24 protein-coding genes are annotated in these 18160 nt (G+C 40.5%); 19 read left to right on the top strand and 5 right to left on the bottom strand.

The window, feature by feature from the left end; translation table 11 throughout:
• The 10 genes from NST15_RS10015 (at nucleotide 1) to NST15_RS09970 (ending at nucleotide 8626) form a co-directional block, all read left to right on the top strand.
• Nucleotides 1-624, top strand: a complete 624-nt coding sequence (locus NST15_RS10015; protein ID WP_342498517.1) for an HD domain-containing protein — start codon at nucleotides 1-3, stop codon at nucleotides 622-624.
• A gap of 30 nt (nucleotides 625-654) precedes the next feature.
• Nucleotides 655-1794 (top strand): conserved virulence factor C family protein, encoded by a 1140-nt coding sequence (locus NST15_RS10010; protein ID WP_007500824.1) that lies wholly within the window; start codon nucleotides 655-657, stop codon nucleotides 1792-1794.
• 310 nt (nucleotides 1795-2104) lie between these two features.
• On the top strand, nucleotides 2105-3781 hold the full coding sequence (gene ilvD / locus NST15_RS10005; protein WP_007500822.1) for a dihydroxy-acid dehydratase: 1677 nt from the start codon (nucleotides 2105-2107) through the stop codon (nucleotides 3779-3781).
• An 81-nt stretch (nucleotides 3782-3862) separates the two neighbouring features.
• Nucleotides 3863-4297, top strand: a complete 435-nt coding sequence (locus NST15_RS10000; protein WP_144683874.1) for a BrxA/BrxB family bacilliredoxin — start codon at nucleotides 3863-3865, stop codon at nucleotides 4295-4297.
• A 65-nt stretch (nucleotides 4298-4362) separates the two neighbouring features.
• Nucleotides 4363-5160, top strand: coding sequence for a class I SAM-dependent methyltransferase (locus tag NST15_RS09995; protein WP_144683871.1), 798 nt, complete (start codon nucleotides 4363-4365; stop codon nucleotides 5158-5160).
• A gap of 266 nt (nucleotides 5161-5426) precedes the next feature.
• Nucleotides 5427-6044 (top strand): YpjP family protein, encoded by a 618-nt coding sequence (locus NST15_RS09990; protein WP_007500816.1) that lies wholly within the window; start codon nucleotides 5427-5429, stop codon nucleotides 6042-6044.
• 18 nt (nucleotides 6045-6062) lie between these two features.
• A complete protein-coding gene (locus NST15_RS09985; RefSeq protein ID WP_008346387.1) occupies nucleotides 6063-6590 on the top strand; it encodes a phosphatidylglycerophosphatase A in 528 nt (175 codons plus the stop codon).
• A gap of 113 nt (nucleotides 6591-6703) precedes the next feature.
• Nucleotides 6704-7498 carry a thymidylate synthase gene (locus NST15_RS09980; protein WP_017367468.1) on the top strand — a complete coding sequence of 265 codons (795 nt, stop codon included), beginning with the start codon at nucleotides 6704-6706 and terminating at the stop codon, nucleotides 7496-7498.
• Nucleotides 7495-7983, top strand: coding sequence for a type 3 dihydrofolate reductase (gene folA, locus NST15_RS09975; RefSeq protein ID WP_046526877.1), 489 nt, complete (start codon nucleotides 7495-7497; stop codon nucleotides 7981-7983). The genes NST15_RS09980 and folA overlap by 4 nt, the downstream gene beginning before the upstream one ends.
• 19 nt (nucleotides 7984-8002) lie before the next feature.
• Entirely contained in the window at nucleotides 8003-8626 is a 624-nt protein-coding gene (locus NST15_RS09970) for an acyltransferase (protein WP_035703293.1), read from the top strand.
• Nucleotides 8627-8664: 38 nt separating this feature from the next.
• Here the strand turns inward: NST15_RS09970 and NST15_RS09965 are convergent, their stop codons facing one another.
• Complete coding sequence (locus NST15_RS09965) at nucleotides 8665-9300, bottom strand: hemolysin III family protein (protein ID WP_008346394.1); 636 nt, start codon at nucleotides 9298-9300, stop codon at nucleotides 8665-8667.
• 13 nt (nucleotides 9301-9313) lie between these two features.
• Nucleotides 9314-10282, bottom strand: a complete 969-nt coding sequence (locus NST15_RS09960) for a sigma 54-interacting transcriptional regulator (protein WP_008346396.1) — start codon at nucleotides 10280-10282, stop codon at nucleotides 9314-9316.
• Nucleotides 10283-10462: 180 nt separating this feature from the next.
• Between NST15_RS09960 and ilvA the strand changes: the two genes are divergently transcribed.
• From ilvA to ypmT, 7 genes are all read left to right on the top strand, one after another.
• Nucleotides 10463-11731 (top strand): threonine ammonia-lyase IlvA, encoded by a 1269-nt coding sequence (ilvA, locus tag NST15_RS09955; RefSeq protein ID WP_008346398.1) that lies wholly within the window; start codon nucleotides 10463-10465, stop codon nucleotides 11729-11731.
• Between the two features lie 36 nt (nucleotides 11732-11767).
• Nucleotides 11768-12019, top strand: a complete 252-nt coding sequence (locus NST15_RS09950; RefSeq protein WP_212338078.1) for a YpmP family protein — start codon at nucleotides 11768-11770, stop codon at nucleotides 12017-12019.
• 187 nt (nucleotides 12020-12206) lie between these two features.
• A complete protein-coding gene (locus NST15_RS09945; protein ID WP_342498516.1) occupies nucleotides 12207-13049 on the top strand; it encodes a DegV family protein in 843 nt (280 codons plus the stop codon).
• Nucleotides 13050-13071: 22 nt separating this feature from the next.
• On the top strand, nucleotides 13072-13662 hold the full coding sequence (locus NST15_RS09940; protein WP_007500791.1) for a cytochrome c oxidase assembly protein: 591 nt from the start codon (nucleotides 13072-13074) through the stop codon (nucleotides 13660-13662).
• 69 nt (nucleotides 13663-13731) lie between these two features.
• The gene (locus NST15_RS09935; RefSeq protein WP_025207511.1) at nucleotides 13732-14493 is read left to right on the top strand and encodes an SGNH/GDSL hydrolase family protein; all 762 of its coding nucleotides are present in this window, start codon (nucleotides 13732-13734) and stop codon (nucleotides 14491-14493) included.
• A gap of 9 nt (nucleotides 14494-14502) precedes the next feature.
• The gene (locus NST15_RS09930) at nucleotides 14503-15069 is read left to right on the top strand and encodes a YpmS family protein (RefSeq protein ID WP_017359695.1); all 567 of its coding nucleotides are present in this window, start codon (nucleotides 14503-14505) and stop codon (nucleotides 15067-15069) included.
• A 24-nt stretch (nucleotides 15070-15093) separates the two neighbouring features.
• A complete protein-coding gene (gene ypmT / locus NST15_RS09925; RefSeq protein ID WP_008346409.1) occupies nucleotides 15094-15291 on the top strand; it encodes a protein YpmT in 198 nt (65 codons plus the stop codon).
• 209 nt (nucleotides 15292-15500) lie between these two features.
• Here ypmT and NST15_RS09920 read toward each other — a convergent pair whose 3' ends face one another.
• From NST15_RS09920 to NST15_RS09910, 3 genes are all read right to left on the bottom strand, one after another.
• Nucleotides 15501-16169, bottom strand: coding sequence for a DUF4397 domain-containing protein (locus NST15_RS09920; protein WP_144679467.1), 669 nt, complete (start codon nucleotides 16167-16169; stop codon nucleotides 15501-15503).
• Between the two features lie 117 nt (nucleotides 16170-16286).
• On the bottom strand, nucleotides 16287-16547 hold the full coding sequence (locus NST15_RS09915) for a hypothetical protein (protein WP_008346413.1): 261 nt from the start codon (nucleotides 16545-16547) through the stop codon (nucleotides 16287-16289).
• A gap of 52 nt (nucleotides 16548-16599) precedes the next feature.
• Nucleotides 16600-17031 (bottom strand): MarR family transcriptional regulator, encoded by a 432-nt coding sequence (locus NST15_RS09910; protein WP_007500780.1) that lies wholly within the window; start codon nucleotides 17029-17031, stop codon nucleotides 16600-16602.
• Between the two features lie 138 nt (nucleotides 17032-17169).
• On the opposite strand from NST15_RS09910, the gene msrA reads away from it, so the two are divergent.
• Together msrA and msrB are read left to right on the top strand one after the other, a co-directional pair.
• On the top strand, nucleotides 17170-17703 hold the full coding sequence (msrA, locus tag NST15_RS09905) for a peptide-methionine (S)-S-oxide reductase MsrA (RefSeq protein ID WP_017367464.1): 534 nt from the start codon (nucleotides 17170-17172) through the stop codon (nucleotides 17701-17703).
• Complete coding sequence (gene msrB, locus NST15_RS09900) at nucleotides 17703-18134, top strand: peptide-methionine (R)-S-oxide reductase MsrB (protein ID WP_007500777.1); 432 nt, start codon at nucleotides 17703-17705, stop codon at nucleotides 18132-18134. The genes msrA and msrB overlap by 1 nt, the downstream gene beginning before the upstream one ends.
• Nucleotides 18135-18160: the final 26 nt, after the last annotated feature.

Genomic DNA, 18160 nt, shown 5'->3' with positions numbered 1-18160 from the left:
ATGTATTCGAGTAAGCAGCAAGAACAATTGGAGGCAGCTGCCTCCTTTGTTTCAAAACAGCTAAAGAATGAACCGACTGGACACGATGAAGCTCATATCAATCGTGTGCGCCAGCTTGCCGTCCATATTGCACAACAGGAGGGCGGGTCGCTTTTTGTCATTGAAATGGCAGCGATTGTCCATGATGTCATTGATGACAAGCTGTCTAGTGAATGGAAGCTTTCACCGCATGATCTCAAGCAGCAGCTCCATTTGTGGGAAGTGGACACGCGAGATATTCGCTATATCATGGATATCATTACAACGATGTCTTTTCGGCACCGGCATATGCAGCATAAGCCAGTGACATTAGAAGGGGCCATTGTTCAAGATGCAGATCGGCTAGATGCGATAGGTGCAACTGGGATTGCAAGGGTGTTTACATATGCAGGTGCAAAAGGGGAGCCTCACTATACAGAGGGTGCTCACCAAGGCACAGTACTTTTGCATATGCAAGAAAAGCTGCTTCAATTAAAAGACTTGATGAACACACGTGCTGGAAAGCAGCTGGCTCATGAGCGGCATGAGTTTATGTGTCTATTTATCAAGACATGGAAAGAAGAATGCGGCCTTACAGATGAGTAGGGTCTTTATGTGTGTAAGGAGGATGTATAGATGAAAATAACTGCCATAGAACCAACGCCAAGCCCGAATACAATGAAAGTCATTTTGACAGAAGCGCTTGCAGGCGGTAAAAGCAATAACTACAAAAAAGATCAAAAAGACGAAGCGCCAGAGATGATTAAGCGCATTTTAACCATTGAAGGTGTAAAAGGTGTTTACCATGTAGCCGATTTCTTAGCGGTTGAGCGCAATGCGAAATTTGACTGGCAAGGTATTTTACAGCAAGTCAGAGAAGCCTTTGGACAAGAAACAGAAGGTCTTCAGGGAGAATCGCAGTCAGGTGATGACACATTTGGAGAAGTCAAAGTGCATGTTCAAATGTTTAATGGGATTCCGATGCAGGTGAAGTTGACAGACGGTGAAAGAGAAGAACGATTTGGAATGCCTGAACGTTTCCAGGCAGCGATTTTAAAGCTAAGAAGCAGTTCAGATAATGTTGTATTTGAACGTGTGTGGAAAGAACATGGCGTACGTTTTGGAGAATTTGCTGATATCGGTCAAGAAGTCACAGAAGAGCTGCAAGCTGCATATGACGACGAGCGTTTATCCCGTTTAACAGAGGCAGTGAAGGAAGGTCAAGAGGCTGTAGATAAACAAGTGAACCGAAAAGCATATGATGTGACAGAAGAGATGCTGCGTGATGAAGATTGGAAGAAACGTTTTGCTCATTTAGAGCAAATGCAGCCAGAGAAAAAAGATATACCTGTTTTAATGAAAGCGATGGAGGATCCAAAAACATCGATTCGCAGACAAGCTGTTGTGAATGCTGGCATGATTGAAGATCCAGACATTTTGCCTATTTTGTATAAAGGGCTTGAAGATAAAACAGTGACAGTTAGAAGAACTGCTGGAGATTGTATTTCAGATCTTGGTGATCCTAGTGCGATTGAAGCGATGATTCAAGCCTTAAAGGACCCAAGTAAGCTTGTCCGCTGGCGTGCGGCCATGTTCCTTTATGAAGAAGGTGACGAAACAGCACTAGAAGCTTTAAAAGAAGCGGAGCAGGACCCTGAATTTGAAGTCAGTCTTCAAGTGAAAATGGCCATCGAACGAATTGAGCACGGAGAAGAAGCAAAAGGCTCTGTGTGGAAGCAAATGACAGAAAGTAGAAAAAATGCATCAGAATCATAAGAAAGACGAGTAGGCTGCCAATAAAAGGCAGCTTGTTTTCTGAAAATGGCTTTTTTATTGGCAGAAAAATTTTTTTAGAAAAATTATTTTGAATATTGTTGAAATATGAGAAAAAACTCTATATAGTAGTACCAATATAGAATATTGGAGGTCAGATTTTATGACACAATCCTTGCTGAGCACTTGCTTCAGCAGAGAAATCAGTCACTATCTATTATAGGTGGCTAAATAAACAGAAAATTTGTAAAATAAAATGAACTCAAAATCATACAGTCAACAAGACTAGTAGTATAGGAGGCTTTTTAAACAGATGGCAGAACTTCGCAGTAATATGATTAAACAAGGAATTGACAGAGCACCTCACCGAAGCTTACTAAGAGCAGCTGGGGTAAAAGATGAGGATTTTGGCAAGCCGTTTATTGCCGTATGTAATTCCTATATTGATATTGTCCCAGGGCATGTCCATCTTCAGGAATTCGGAAAAATTGTGAAAGAAGCCATTCGTGAAGCTGGCGGTGTTCCATTTGAATTTAATACAATCGGGGTAGATGATGGTATTGCGATGGGGCATATTGGGATGAGATATTCATTGCCAAGCCGTGAAATCATTGCTGATTCAGTAGAGACCGTGGTGTCTGCACACTGGTTTGATGGCATGGTGTGTATTCCTAACTGTGATAAAATCACGCCAGGTATGATGATGGCTGCCATGCGTGTGAATATCCCAACTGTATTTGTCAGTGGTGGACCGATGGAAGCTGGGAGAACAAGTGATGGCAGAAAAATTTCGCTTTCTTCTGTCTTTGAAGGCGTAGGCGCATACCAATCAGGGAAAATCAATGAAGAGGAATTAAACGAATTAGAGCAGTTTGGCTGTCCAACATGCGGATCTTGCTCTGGTATGTTTACAGCCAACTCAATGAACTGTCTAGCAGAGGCGCTTGGGATTGCTCTTCCTGGAAATGGAACCATTTTGGCGACTTCACCAGAACGAAGAGAATTTGCGAAGAAGTCAGCAAAACAATTGATGGAGCTAATCAAAAAAGACATTAAACCACGTGATATTGTCACGGAAAAAGCGATTGATAACGCATTTGCTTTAGATATGGCACTTGGTGGTTCAACCAATACAGTTCTTCATACATTGGCGATTGCAAATGAAGCAGGCGTTGAATACTCACTTGAGCGTATCAATGAAGTCGCAGAACGAGTGCCGCATTTATCGAAACTTGCTCCAGCTTCAGATGTATATATTGAAGATTTACATGAAGCTGGCGGAGTGACTGCTGCACTAAATGAATTGTCCAAAAAAGAGGGGGCTCTTCATTTAGATACCATGACCGTCACAGCGAAAACGTTAGGCGAGAACATTGCAGGTCATGAGGTAAAAGATTATAACGTCATTTATCCAATTGACAAGCCATTTACTGAAAAGGGCGGCTTAGCCGTTTTATTTGGAAACCTTGCGCCAGATGGAGCAATCATTAAAACAGGCGGTGTACAAGACGGCATCACACGTCATGAAGGACCTGCGATCGTATTTGAATCCCAAGAGGAAGCACTTGAAGGAATCATTAATCGAAAAGTAGAAGCAGGACATGTTGTCATTATTCGTTATGAAGGACCTAAAGGCGGTCCAGGTATGCCTGAAATGCTAGCACCAACTTCACAAATTGTTGGAATGGGACTTGGTCCAAAGGTTGCTTTAATTACAGACGGACGATTCTCCGGTGCTTCTCGCGGATTGTCTATTGGACACGTCTCTCCAGAGGCAGCAGAAGGCGGCCCGCTTGCCTTTGTTGAAAATGGTGATCATGTCGTTGTTGATATCGAAAAACGCATTTTAAGCGTAGATGTCCCGGAAGAAGAATGGGAAAAAAGAAAAGCAAACTGGAAAGGCTTTGAGCCAAAAGTAAAAACAGGTTACCTTGCCAGATACTCAAAACTTGTGACATCAGCCAATACAGGCGGAATCATGAAAATTTAATGTGAAATTGATCATTTGAAAATTGGCTCTCTCTATAGTATCCTTTATTCACAACATAAGGATTATAGAGGGGGCTTTTTTATGTCAATGGCATATGAAGAATATATGCGTCAGCTCGTCGTACCAATGCGCCAAGAACTGACAAGTGCAGGGTTTCAAGAATTGACGACTGAAGAAGAAGTAGAAAAAACGATGCAGGAAGCAGAAGGAACAACATTTGTTGTCGTCAATTCCGTATGCGGATGTGCTGCCGGTTTAGCACGCCCTGCTGCTACTCAAGCTGTCATGAAAGCAGAAAAAGCACCAGATCGAATGGTGACGGTCTTTGCTGGTCAGGACCGGGAAGCTACGGCTAAAATGAGAGAATACTTCACAGGTGAGGAGCCATCTTCTCCATCTATGGCACTTTTAAAAGGAAATGAACTCGTTCACTTTATCCCGCGTGACGAAATTGAAGGTCATGAAATGGAAGAGATTATGAAGAACGTCTTATCTGCATTTGAAAAACATTGCTAATACAAATGTTGAAATGTCCTGTGATCCATCAGGGCATTTTTTCTTGATTATGATGGAGGAACGTCATGCTCATTACAACAAGCTTTAGAGCAAATGAACAAACAATTGAAACGGCAAAGGCCCTCGCAAAGGACTTGCATGGTGAGTATATCGAGCGGCGCAAACAATCTGTCAAACAGCTTGCGATCAAGCGGGGGGATGTACTCGTTGTTGGGAAAGAACGATTTGAATGGTATCAGTCAAATGGTGAAAAGTTCTTTTTCCATCCAAGCTCAGCGATGTTTAGGGTGAAGCGGGTTCTGCGAGGGGAAAAAGATCCATTAATAGAAGCAGCACAATTAAAGCCGGGCGATTCCTTTTTAGATTGTACGCTTGGCTTAGGATCTGATGCGATTACCGCAAGCTGCGCTACAGGAACCAATGGAAAAGTGACCGGTATTGAAAAAAATCCGGTGACGGCATTGCTTGTTCGAGAAGGACTCAGCACATGGGAAACGGGTGTGAGAGAGGCAGACGAAGCGATGAAACGGATATCTGTTATCAGCGGGGATAGTATTGAGCAGTTAAAGAAGCTCCCTGATCGATCCTATGATATCGTCTATTTTGACCCAATGTTCGAAGAAACCATACAAGAGTCTGCTAGTATGATGCCGCTTCGTCATGCAGCTGAGCATCATTTTGACCATGAAACCGCTGTGAAAGAAGCAATGAGAGTGGCTAGAAAAAGAGTGGTTTTAAAAGATCATTGGAAAAGCACACGATTTACCACTGATTCCTATCAATTTCAGGTGATGAAACGTAAAACCGCCCAATTCCATTACGGATATATCTCAATAGAAGAAGACAAATCAACAAAACTTTAATCACTCTTAACAATTAAAAAAGCCCTATTTCAGGGCTTTTAATCGGTGATCTCCATATAGACAAAATAAAATAACGTCAGCAAGGAAGCTGTGATGAAAAACCCTTCAAGCATATCCATTCCTCCCAAATTTTAGTCGTCGTTACTGTCATTGTAAACGTTTTATCATGAAAAAGAAAGTCTCAACTCAATGACCAAATTGAATGACTGAAAATTCATTATATGCTAGAATAGCAGTATGATAACTTATGGAAGGAATTAGATATCATGAAAATGTGGATGAGAAAAACGCTTGTTGCTCTCTTTACGATTGCGACATTTGGTTTAATCTCTCCTCCATCGGCTTTGATGACAGACAAGCCATCTGAACTTTCTTCATCTGATAAAGCACCTTATACAGCAGTTTATGATACATCAGATGATACGCGCAGCTGGGAACTATCGCAAGAAGACAACAAAGAGCGGGTAGACCCCTTTGAGCAATATAAGCAAGAGGTTCTATCAAGTGCAGAAAACCAATCCTTTCTCAAATTTGGTCGTAAAATCACACCTGTCATTGAGGACGAGTATAGAGAAGAGATTCAACCAAAAATTGAACAAGTGTTAACCGACTTTTTAACAAATTTCAAAGATGACGAAAAATTTCAAGATGTTGTTTTAACTGATCAGCCTTCAAGCGGAAATGGGGAAAAAATCTTCCACATTTATAATAGAAAGACTGGAGAAGATTTGCTTCGTTTTCATGTCAGGAGAGATCAGCCGCCTCACAGCGGATATTGGTTTAACTTTCACTACCATACAGCAGAAGATGGATTCCAGACGCATCATGAACTCGGTAATATTTACTGGGATAAAAACACCCCGCCGAGCTGGATGAGCCACTAGAAGGAGATGTCATGCCAATTGAAAAAGTATACAATGAACGAAATGGTTCGCATTACAAAACAGATGTTAAACGAGCGTGGAGTGAAAATAGAAGATATTGCACACATTGTGCTGAAACTCCAAGAGAAATACAACCCAAATCTTCCACTTAGTGTCTGCATTGAAAATGTTGAAAAAGTGCTGAATAAAAGGGAAATTGTCCACGCAGTTTTGACAGGACTTGCGCTTGATCAGCTGGCAGAAAAAAAGCTTTTGCCAGAACCTTTGCAGCATTTAGTTGAAACAGATGAACCGCTATATGGAATTGATGAGATTATTCCGCTTTCCATTGTCAATGTATATGGATCAATCGGTTTGACCAACTTCGGTTATCTAGACAAAGAGAAATTTGGTATTATTAGAGAATTAGATGAAGGTCGTCCTGGTGAAGTACACACTTTCCTTGATGACCTTGTCGCTGCGCTTGCCGCTGCAGCAGCAAGTCGCATAGCTCACTCTCACCAAGATATTAAGGACGAAGAGCAGGATCGAGTGAATCAAGCATAAAAAGAAAAACATGTCTGCTCATCTTGCAGACATGTTTTTTTGGTTTCAATTGGTTTCAACAAAAGCAGAAATAAGGTAAACTACAACAAGAACATAAATAAAGGATGAAAAAAATGAAACAATACAAAGAGTTATGCCGTCATGTATTACAGCACGGGGATGAAAAAGGTGACAGAACAGGAACAGGCACTATCAGCACGTTCGGTTACCAAATGAGATTTGATTTACAGGAAGGGTTTCCTTTATTAACAACAAAGAAATTACACCTGAAATCAATCATTCATGAGTTACTGTGGTTTTTAAAAGGTGATACAAATGTCAAATATCTTCAAGAAAATGGTGTCCGTATTTGGAATGAATGGGCAGATGAAAATGGAGAGCTAGGGCGTGTGTATGGTGCGCAGTGGAGATCATGGGCGAGTGGAGACGGAGAGACAGTAGATCAGATCAGCAAGCTGATCCATGATATTGAGAATCATCCTAATTCGAGAAGATTGATTGTCAGTGCGTGGAATCCAGGAGAAATTGATCAGATGGCGCTGCCTCCTTGTCATTGCTTGTTTCAATTTTATGTATCAAACGGTAAATTATCGTGCCAGCTCTATCAACGTTCGGCAGATATCTTTTTAGGTGTGCCTTTCAATATTGCTTCGTATGCACTTCTAACGATGATGATTGCCAAAGTGACAAACCTTGAGCCAGGAGAGTTTATTCATACGCTAGGAGATGCTCATATTTATCAAAATCATCTTCCGCAGGTCAAAATGCAGTTAGAGCGTGAGGAGCGCACACTTCCGCAGCTTCGCATCACTAGAGATGTCAAAAGTATTTTTGATTTTACGTTTGATGATTTTGTGCTCGAGAACTATGATCCACATCCGCATATTAAAGGAGAAGTCAGTGTATGATTTCCATGATAGTGGCGACAGGAAAAGACAGAGTCATTGGCAAAGATAATCAAATGCCTTGGCATTTACCCGCTGATTTAGCGTATTTTAAAAAAGTCACAAGTGGCCATACCATTGTCATGGGCAGAAAAACGTTTGAATCAATTGGACGAGCACTGCCTAACCGCCGGAATATCGTGTTAACCACAAGTTCTTCTTTTCAAGCTGAAGGATGCGAGGTAGTTCATTCAATCGATGATATTTTAAACATTGCGAAGACCGAGGAAGAATTATTGATCATTGGCGGGTCTAAGCTGTATGAGGAAATGATGCCATACGCAGATCGTCTATATATCACGCACATCCATCATTCATTTGAAGGCGACCGTTTCTTCCCTTATTACGATGAAGAGAATTGGACGATTGTATCACGTGAAAAAGGCCGTCGTGACGAAAAGAACCCCTACAATTATGAATTTGTCGTCTATGACAGAAAAGAAGGATAAGTGAGTAGGAGGAGTACGGTTGTTTCGTTATTGGTTTTTAACGATTTATGTTGTTGTATCCTTTTTTAAAAGTATAAGGCATTTGTATGATCATGAATTAACGGATCCACGCATTTCCTATACGAAACGAATGCATCTCATCCATGAGCATGCAAAAAGGTTTGCCAGAGGGTGTATTGATCAATCAGGATCGGTCATGACCATTCATCAGCAAAAAAAGCTGCCAGATGGTCCTGTTATTTATGTCACAGAAGCACATCACCCAGTGACGACGACATTGCTGATTGGTCACTTAGAGAAGCCATTTGCTTTTATGGCAAAACCGCATCTGTTTCGCTATCCCATCTTAAAACAATGGTTGAAGAAGATGGCGGTGATCAAGCAGAATCAATCTGATGAGGCGTTATTAGAAGAAGCAAGAGAAAGAGTTCTATCTGGCCAGAGTCTGTTGCTTTCTGAACAGTATCGTGTCATGGCAGAAACGCTTGCTGAAGAATGTAACTGCTCACTTGTTCCGGTTGAAACAAGCGGCACAGACCGTCTTTTAACAGGGAAGATCGTCAAAAGACTTCGTCCAGTTAATGTCGATATCCATATCAAAGCACCGGTCAAGATGAGTGATTACGCACAAAAGCGCGCATAGAAAAAACCAGCATCCTCATTCGGATGCTGGTTTTTTAATCATGCTGGGATGTTGACGCAATAAAATAGAATGCAGAAGAACATGGATGCACTTCCACCGAGAACAAAGCTGTGCCAAATCGCATGATGATAGGGAATTTTCCGCCAAATATAAAAGATCGTTCCGACTGAATACAAAATACCGCCTAATAGTAAGAGGCTGAATCCAGCTCCTGTTAATTGAATGTACAGAGGTTTAATTGCGATGATAATCATCCAACCCATTAATAAATAAACAAGGGTGGATACAATGATAAACCGTTTGACGAAAAAGATCTTAAAGACGATACCGCCTGCAGCGAGAGCCCATACGATTGCAAGAAGAGTATAGCCAAGTGCGCCTTTTAATGGGCCAAGCAAAAATGGCGTATATGTACCAGCAATCAATACATAAATCGCAGAGTGGTCAAGGATTTCAAATACATCTTTTGTTTTTTTGTGCCGAATGCTATGAAGCAAAGTAGAGCTTAAATAAAGCAGTAGCATCGACGCGCCAAATATCGAGAAGCTAATAATGTCAGTGACAGTGCCGTATTGAACAGCGAATAAAACGAGAAAAACAATGGCGGGAATGGATAAAATGACGCCAATGCCATGTGTAATCGCGTTGGCAATTTCTTCTTTTACAGTAAACAATGGATGTCCTCCTTTATTGAACCGGTATATAACCATCAAGCGACTTCAGAAATGAGAGACCTTCAAGTGTAATCTTCGTTCCAGCTCTGCCTTTCCCTTTCGTCACATAAGCTTTTTTCTCAAGATCATCTAATCGACTCCTGACTTGCTGAGGGGTCAGCGGGATGTCGCCTTGTTTGCTTAACTCAGACAAGATACGTCTGCTGGCTGCTTCTCCTTTTTCATTTAGAGACTTAATGGCTTCGAGTAAGAAAACAAATTCTTGTTTCTCCATAAGCGTGAGCTGGTGTTCTTCTTTTTTTCCTTTACCAGCTGTTTGTTGAGGTAATAATACAAAAGGTGGCAAGTGATGCAAGAAAACTGTTTGCCCTTCGAGAATCGCTGCTGCATAATGAACGATATTTTTGAGCTCCTGGACATTCCCTTCAAACGAATATTGCTGTAAGACTTCCCACACACTTGAGTCGATGTCAGGCGTCATGTTCAGTTCTTGAAAGAAAGCAGCGGTTAAAATAGGAATATCTGTTTTTCGATCTTCTAAGGGCGGGAGAGGGATATGAAGCACATTGAGCCGATAAAACAGCTCAGGTAAAAAACTGGATGAAACGCTCATCGCCTCTAATGATAAAGACGAAGAAGCAATGATTTTTGTTGCAGGAGAATCTTCGAGAAAACGAATGACCTGATGCTGCATAGGAATACTGAATGCGCTGACTTCGTCTAAATAAAGCACATGATTTGCCGCATGAGTAAATGCTTCCTGCAAAGTCGCTTCATCTACAATGGGGCAGTAGATATGTTTCATCGAAGCCTGCGCAGCAAATGAATGGGCCATTTCTTGTGCAAAGCGTGATTTGCCTGTTCCAATTTCACCTGTGATCAACACAGGCTGATCGTTTTTCGTGAATTGTTTTGCCAAATGAATGGCGTGTTTTATATCTTGGTGTTCTCCATATATATTAGCAAACGGATGTGTGGTCATCGAGCGATTCCTTTCTTTTGGTTCTAATTGGTTTTATTATAACACCCAATTAGAACAAATGTATAGAAAAACGAAAAAGTTCATGAAATTTATCTCCGATCCATGATCTATTGGTTTATTTTTTGAATATTCATGTTATAATGACAAATTAAATAAGGTTAAAGAGAAAGGATCTTGTACATGAAACCGTTGCTCAAAGAAAACACGCTAATTCAAGTGAAAGACATCTTAAAAGCCCATCAAAATTTGAAGGATGTAGTGATTCATACTCCACTTCAAAAAAATGAGCGACTTTCTGAACGATATGAATGTAATGTCTACTTAAAAAGAGAGGACCTGCAGGTTGTTCGTTCTTTTAAATTAAGAGGCGCTTTTAATAAAATGAGCCAGTTGCCAAAAGAAAAACTAGAAAACGGCATTGTTTGTGCCAGTGCAGGAAATCACGCACAAGGCGTTGCCTATTCTTGCAAATATTTAGGTATCCACGGAAAAATTTTTATGCCTGCTACCACACCAAGGCAAAAAGTATCTCAAGTGGAGCTTTTCGGAAAAGAATATGTTGACATTATCTTAACCGGAGATACCTTTGATGATTCGTATCATGAAGCAGTCAAATGCGGAGATAAGGAAAAGCGGGAATTTATTCATCCATTTGATGATTTAGATGTCATGGCAGGACAAGGAACAACTGCTGTAGAAATATTAAATGATATCGAAGTGGAGCCTCACTTTTTATTTGCAAGTGTTGGGGGCGGAGGTTTGTTATCTGGCGTTGGCACGTATATGAAAAATATCGCACCAGAAACAGAAATTATTGCAGTCGAGCCGCTTGGTGCCGCCTCACTTCATGCTTCCCACGAGAAAGGGGAGGTTGTCACACTTGATTCAATAGATAAGTTTGTAGATGGAGCAGCGGTTCAGCGGATTGGCGAAAAGACGTTTACGTCGCTTCAGTCCGTTGTCGATAAGATTAGTCTTGTACCAGAAGGAAAAGTATGTACAACCATTTTAGAGCTGTATAATCAATGTGCAATTGTAGCTGAGCCAGCGGGTGCGTTACCGATCGCGGCTTTAGATGCACATCGTGAGGAGATTAAAGGGAAAAATGTCGTTTGTATTGTCAGCGGAGGCAATAATGACATTGGCCGAATGCAAGAAATCAAGGAACGCTCCATGATTTATGAAGGACTCCAGCATTATTTCATCGTTAATTTTCCGCAAAGAGCAGGTGCTCTCAGGGAATTTTTAGATGAAGTGTTAGGGCCAAATGATGATATCTCACGCTTTGAATATACGAAAAAGAATAACCGAAGCAAAGGACCTGCGCTTGTTGGGATCGAATTGAAAGAAAGAGATGACTATGCAGCGCTGATTGACCGAATGAATAAAAAAGGCTTCCACTATGTTGAAGTGAATAAAGATCAAGATTTATTCCACCTATTTATTTAGGCTTAACAGATAATTGGAAAAGAGGATTGATCGTTTGTGCTGCTCAAAACAATATGTTTTAGACGGATGGATGGAGCTCAGATCAAGGTAACAGAAGTCCCTGTTTTAAAGGGAGATGAATCCTATAGTTTCATGCTCACCTTTAGACTTGAAGCTTTCTTGAAAAAAGTCTATGTATCTAAGGGAAAGAGGCATGTGTACTCTTTCAGGGAGGATGTGAAACGTAACGTCAAGTGGAGCACATATGAACAGATCTACCAAGAGCCTACACTAAAACACAATGCGTAAATTGGAATCTTTGCCAAAGAGAGTGAGCGGCCATTTTCAAATGGCGGCTACCCATCTTGGCAAGGATTTTTTACATGAAAAGAAGAAAATGTGACAATTTCAAAAACGTTCTGACAGTTGTTTTCAAGTATGCACGAAATAAGGTAATATCATATGTAAAGACTAAGACAGCAAGGATGAGACGATAGTGAAACAGATTAAAATTGTAACAGATTCAACTGTGGACCTTCCGCAAGAAAAAATCAATGATCTTTCTATTCATGTCATTCCGCTCAATATCTCCATTTCTGGGGTTGATTATATTGACCGAGTGAACATACAGCCAGATGAATTTATTGAAAAAATGGAGGCCGCTGAGGAACTGCCGAAAACGTCACAACCTGCGATCGGTCAATTCGTCGAATTATATGAAAAACTGACGGCAGATGGAAGCGAAGTCATTAGTATCCATTTGACTGGTGGGATGAGTGGTACGGTTCAAACTGCTGAAAGCGCTTCTAAAATGGTGGACGGGAATATCACTGTCATCGATTCGAATTTTATTTCCTATGGTTTAGGGTTTCAAGTCACCAAAGCAGCAGAGCTTGCAAAAAAAGGGGCAAGCCGTGATGACATCCTCAAAGAAATGGACAAAATTCGTCTTAAAACAAAGCTATTTGTCACAATCGATACATTAGAAAATCTCGTGAAAGGTGGACGAATTGGAAGAGGAAAGGCGCTGATCGGTTCACTTCTTCATATTAAACCAATTGCCAGCTTAACAGACGGCATATACACACCAGAAGCGAATGTGAGAAGTTACTCCGCTCTTGTCCGCTATTTGACAAAACAGTATGTACAGGCGGTGAAAGGGAAAACCGTTCAGGCCATTGGGATTGCACATGCAGACGCATTAGAACTTGCAGAAAAGCTTAAAGCAGCACTGCTTGATCACACACCTGAAGCACTAGTTGACGTCGCTTATACAACACCGATTATTTCCTGTCATACTGGTAAGGGCGCTATAGGCTTTACTTTTTATACCGATTGATTGAAAAGGGGATGTAATGGTCATGTATACAAAAAGGGGAGCCTTATTTGGTGCGCTTACGATCATAAGCGTGCTTCTTTTAGTCTCATGTTCAAATGGACAAATCAAGGATGCATTAAATTATCAAATCCAGCCGTTTGAGTATCAAAACCAGGATGGTCAAAAGGTGTCGCTCGACGATTTAAAGGGGAAAGTCTGGGTGGCAGATTTTATTTTCACAAGCTGTGAAACGATTTGCCCGCCGATGACCGCACATATGACAGAGCTACAAAAACGGTTAAAAGAAGAAAAATTGGATGCGCACATCATTTCATTTAGCGTCGATCCAGAGGTGGATTCACCGAAAAAGCTAAAGGAATTTGCAAAAGCATATCCATTATCCTTTAAAAATTGGGATTTTCTCACTGGTTACTCGCAGTCAGCGATTGAAAAATTTGCAATGAAAAGCTTTAAGACGATTGTGAAAAAACCTGAAGACGAAGACCAAGTGATACACCAATCTCTGTTTTTCCTCGTTGATCAAGAAGGAAAAGTGATGAAAAACTATGATGGTGTTCAAAATACGCCATATGATGAAATCATCAAGGACATCAAAACACTGAATCGAAGCTAGCATAAGGATGTTCAAATGAGCGAAAACATGATACACTTTTTTAATCAGAAAAAGGAGGGACATCATCGTTTGAAGGCTCGTTTGATTTTGATTGTGATGTCTCTAGCTTTTGTTCTTTCTGCATGTTCCGCGCAAGAGGCTGGCATAAAGGATAAACTAGAAGACACACAAAACGTAAAAGAACATATTACGATCGCAGCGGTTGGAGATTCCTTAACAGAAGGAATCGGAGATCAAAATAAAAAAGGGTATGCCGGCATCACCCGTGACAAGATAGAAGCGGTGGACGGTGTACAGTCTGTTACATTAAAAAACTATGCCATTAAAGGCAGTAGAACGGTAGATTTATTAAAAAGATTAAAAGAAAAAAAAGTGCAGGATGGACTGAAAGACGCTGATTATATTTTCTTTACGATCGGCGGAAATGACTTAATGCATGTCGTCCGTCAAAATGTGCTCAACTTGACATTTGCTCCTTTTCAAAAAGAGCAAGGTCCTTTTGAAGAGCGTTTTAAGACCATTCTTGCTCAATTAAGAGAGCATAATGACCATGCAAAAATCATGTATGTCAGTATGTACAATCCTTTTAAGTTCAGCTTGTCTGAGCTAAGAGATATTGATGAGGTCGTCAAAGACTGGAATGCTGCTGCCGAAAAAGAACTAAAAAAAGACGGCAATGCTGATATGATCGATGTTGCAGATTTATTTGAAGATGATCAAGATGAAAAATTACTGGCAGATGATGATTTCCACCCAAACCAAAAGGGGTACTCTCTTATGGCAAATCGTTTATTCTCAGAAGTGAAAAAAGAAGGACTGCCGAAGGAATAGGGTGAAAAGATGAAAAAATGGAAGAGTTTATTTTTTGTTTTACTGTCAATTAATCTATTGATTGTTCTTGTATGCGGTATTTTCATGCTGCTGCCAAGCGATCAATCCGCTTCGAAAAAAGAAGTGAACAGCGAGTATGCTTTTAACATTTCTAGTTCAAAAGAATCGCTCACCAGCTTTGTCAATGATTATTTAAAAAACCAAGGATCAAGCGATATGCCCGACTTTCATGTTGCGATTGACCAAGATGTGAAAGTAACAGGTGCAATCAAAGCTTTTTCTTCAACGATTAATGCAAATGTATCATTTACACCATCTGTTGAAGATAATGGGGATGTTCTGCTGAAAGTAGATGACTTTTCAATTGGACAATTAAGCATCCCAATCAGTTTTGTTTTAAGCTACATGGGTCAATTCTATGAACTGCCTGATTTCGTTCATGTGAAACCAGACCAAAAAACAGTGGAAGTGCGCCTTTCAGAAATGCCGCTGACGAATGATATGTATGTCAAAGCGAACAAAATTGATCTTGAGAATGATGAAATTGAATTCTCATATTATCATCCAAAGCAATAGAACGTGTAAGTCAGGAGTGAAACGATGAAGCGAGTCTATCAATATTTTAGTTTACTGTCGCTCTTATTTGCTGCATACTTTGGCATGACAGCTGCCTCTCATTTAAAAGCAGAAAATATCGACCAGTTTTACTTAAATATCGCCTATTGTGCATTATTTTTAGGTACCATGATTCTTGCTTTTGATTTTCAAAAACAAGAAAAAGCTGAAGATGTCTCGTAAATAGCCTTTTCCATTTGGAAAGGCTATTTATCTTCTTTTCAGCGGAATAGAAAACCTTTGTATTCTAGGAAGGACGAGTACCGGCGCAGAGTGAATGTGACATTCGTGAGCACCAGCACGCAGGACTGACACCGAATGCGAGGGTTTGTCTACACGCTAAGAGCCTTTTCCATTTGGAAAGGCTCTTTTTCCATTTGGAAAGGCTCTTTTTACATTTGGTGAGACAAGACGACTTTTGCCATTAGCTCTGGCTCTCCGTTTGCAAATCCATGAAGTAAAATAAGATAGGCCCGCTTTGTTTGCAGGTGAACTTTCGGAATATCAAGCAGTACACTTTGAGTACCGGCAGCTTTTAATTCAAAGTGATACTTATTCGGAGAGAAGTGGTGGGTTTGGGTGCCGTTCACATATCCGAGCTCCTTTGATAACATGCCTTGATCTCGTTCATATATATCAATGAAAGGGAGGTCTGGTGACAGCTGGATAAACGTGAGTGCTGATAGCTCATCTTGCTTAATCAGCGAGTCTTGCTTTTCTGTGAGCAGCGCAAAGCCGGTACGAGCTCCTGTGATACATAGCGTGTAAGTCTCGTTTCCATTAATCATCATACGAGAAGAAAGAATTCTTTCTTTTGTAGCCAGCTTGAATACTTCTATCTCATAAACACCCTCATCCCATTCCATATAAGCAGACAGCTGACCGTATGGCAGCTTTTTTTGGATTGGCTGCTGATTTACAAATACAGCAAGCTCACTTAAATCCGGTGCAGCGTGAAATAATCGAATAATAGCTTTGGAAATGGTGTTTCTTGGATGGTATGGGGGAAAGGTAGCTAATGGACGATATAGAAATTGATTCATCTCGTAGAGCTGCTGCACGTCTTTATCCCTTCTTTCTCTGCAATGTGTTTTTTGTAGCGTATGCAAGAAAGGGACGATCTGTATAGGCAAAAGAAACATAGAAAAAAGCCTGACAAAAAGTGTCAGGCTCTCGTATTAAGAAGGAGATGAATATTGATGATATTCAGCCAGCTTAATGAACGTTTTTTCATCCTCAATTAATCCGCAAACGCCGCACTGGACTTTGATTTTCGGTCCTTGATAGTTCATGTGAAAAGGAGAAAGCTGATCTCCTTCATATGTTTCGACAATAGCTCCAGTTGCAGGATCAAGTTTCACGGGTTCTGAATGCTGCTCGATGAGATTAAAACGCGTTCTGTTGGTTTTGCAGTTGGGACAAAGATATGGACTTGTCATGGTTCATTCCACCTTTTTATCCGTAGCATGTCCTCCACGCTAAATTCTATGCTTAATCCTTTTGACTTTTATCCAGCTTTTTAAATAATTTGATCATCGTTTTCAGTTCTTCATCATCAAATGATTCAAATCGTTCCATGAAGTATTCTGTTTTCTTTTTCTCAAAATGCTCAGTAATTTCCTTACCCTTATCGGTTAAGTGGATTTTGATGATGCGTCGATCCTCTTTTGAACGGATACGAGTGATCCAGCCTTTTTCTACAAGTGTGTCGGTTACAGCTGTAATATGGCTTGCTGATACACCGAGAATTGAGGCGAATTCCGTTACTTTTTTTGCGCCTTGTTCACGCAGCAGATTTAAAATGAGAAATTCATTCCGAGATAATTCGTTTTCAAGCAAGCTGTTAATTTCATAACGTATTTGCTTAAATACGGTTCTCAGTAAAGTATCCATTTCATACATCATTTGTTTTCTTTGTTCCAATCATTAAACCCCCATTATATTTTAAGATACGACAGAATGCTTTCATTTGTTTTTAGGTATACAAGTCGTATCATTTTCATTATTTTTTATCATGTTATAATATGATGATACCATTTTTTAAATGAAGGGGGCACTAATATGTCTGAAAAACAAGAATTAGCCACATTTGCTGGAGGCTGTTTCTGGTGTATGGTTAAACCTTTTGATGAACAGCCAGGCATTATCAAAGTTGAATCAGGGTATACTGGCGGACATACAGTGAATCCAACCTATGAGGAAGTATGTACAAATACAACAGGCCATAGAGAAGCCGTTCAAATTACCTTTGATCCAGACGTTTTTCCGTATGAGAAGCTATTAGAACTATATTGGCAGCAAATAGACCCAACAGATGATGGAGGACAATTTGGTGATAGAGGAGAGTCCTACCGTACAGGGATTTATGTCCACAATGAAAAACAAAGGCAACTTGCAGAAACATCAAAAGAGCAGCTGAGCCAAAGTGGAATTTTCCAAAAGCCAATCGTGACAGAAATTTTAGAGGCTGGTCCTTTTTATCCTGCTGAGGAATATCATCAGCATTATTATAAAAAGAACAAAATGCACTACGAACGATACCATGTCGGTTCGGGCAGAGCAGGTTTTATTCAATCTCATTGGAGTGATAAATAATGGCTAACGAAAAAGAGCAGCGCATCAAAGAATTAAACCGAATGCAGTACGAAGTGACGCAAAATAATGGCACTGAGCCGCCATTTCAAAATGAATTTTGGGATCATAAGGAAGAGGGCATTTATGTAGATATCATTTCAGGCAAGCCATTGTTTTCTTCTTTAGATAAATTTGATGCCCATTGCGGCTGGCCAAGTTTTACAAAGCCGATTGAAGATCAAGAGGTAGAAGAGAAAGTAGATACGAGCCATGGCATGGTGCGGACTGAAGTTCGCAGTAAGACGGCCGACTCTCACCTTGGTCATGTATTCCCTGACGGCCCAGGGCCAAACGGTCTTCGGTATTGTATTAATTCTGCCGCTTTAAAGTTTATCCCGAAGGATGATCTTGAAAAAGAAGGCTACGGTCATTTGAAACACATCTTTCAATAATTGATTTAAAAATCGTCACATGGAAG

This window comes from Bacillus sp. FSL R5-0820, assembly GCF_038593385.1.
GTDB lineage: Bacteria > Bacillota > Bacilli > Bacillales > Bacillaceae > Bacillus > Bacillus altitudinis.
Note: the sequence above shows the minus strand (reverse complement) of the source record. Positions and strands in the feature narration are given on the sequence as shown.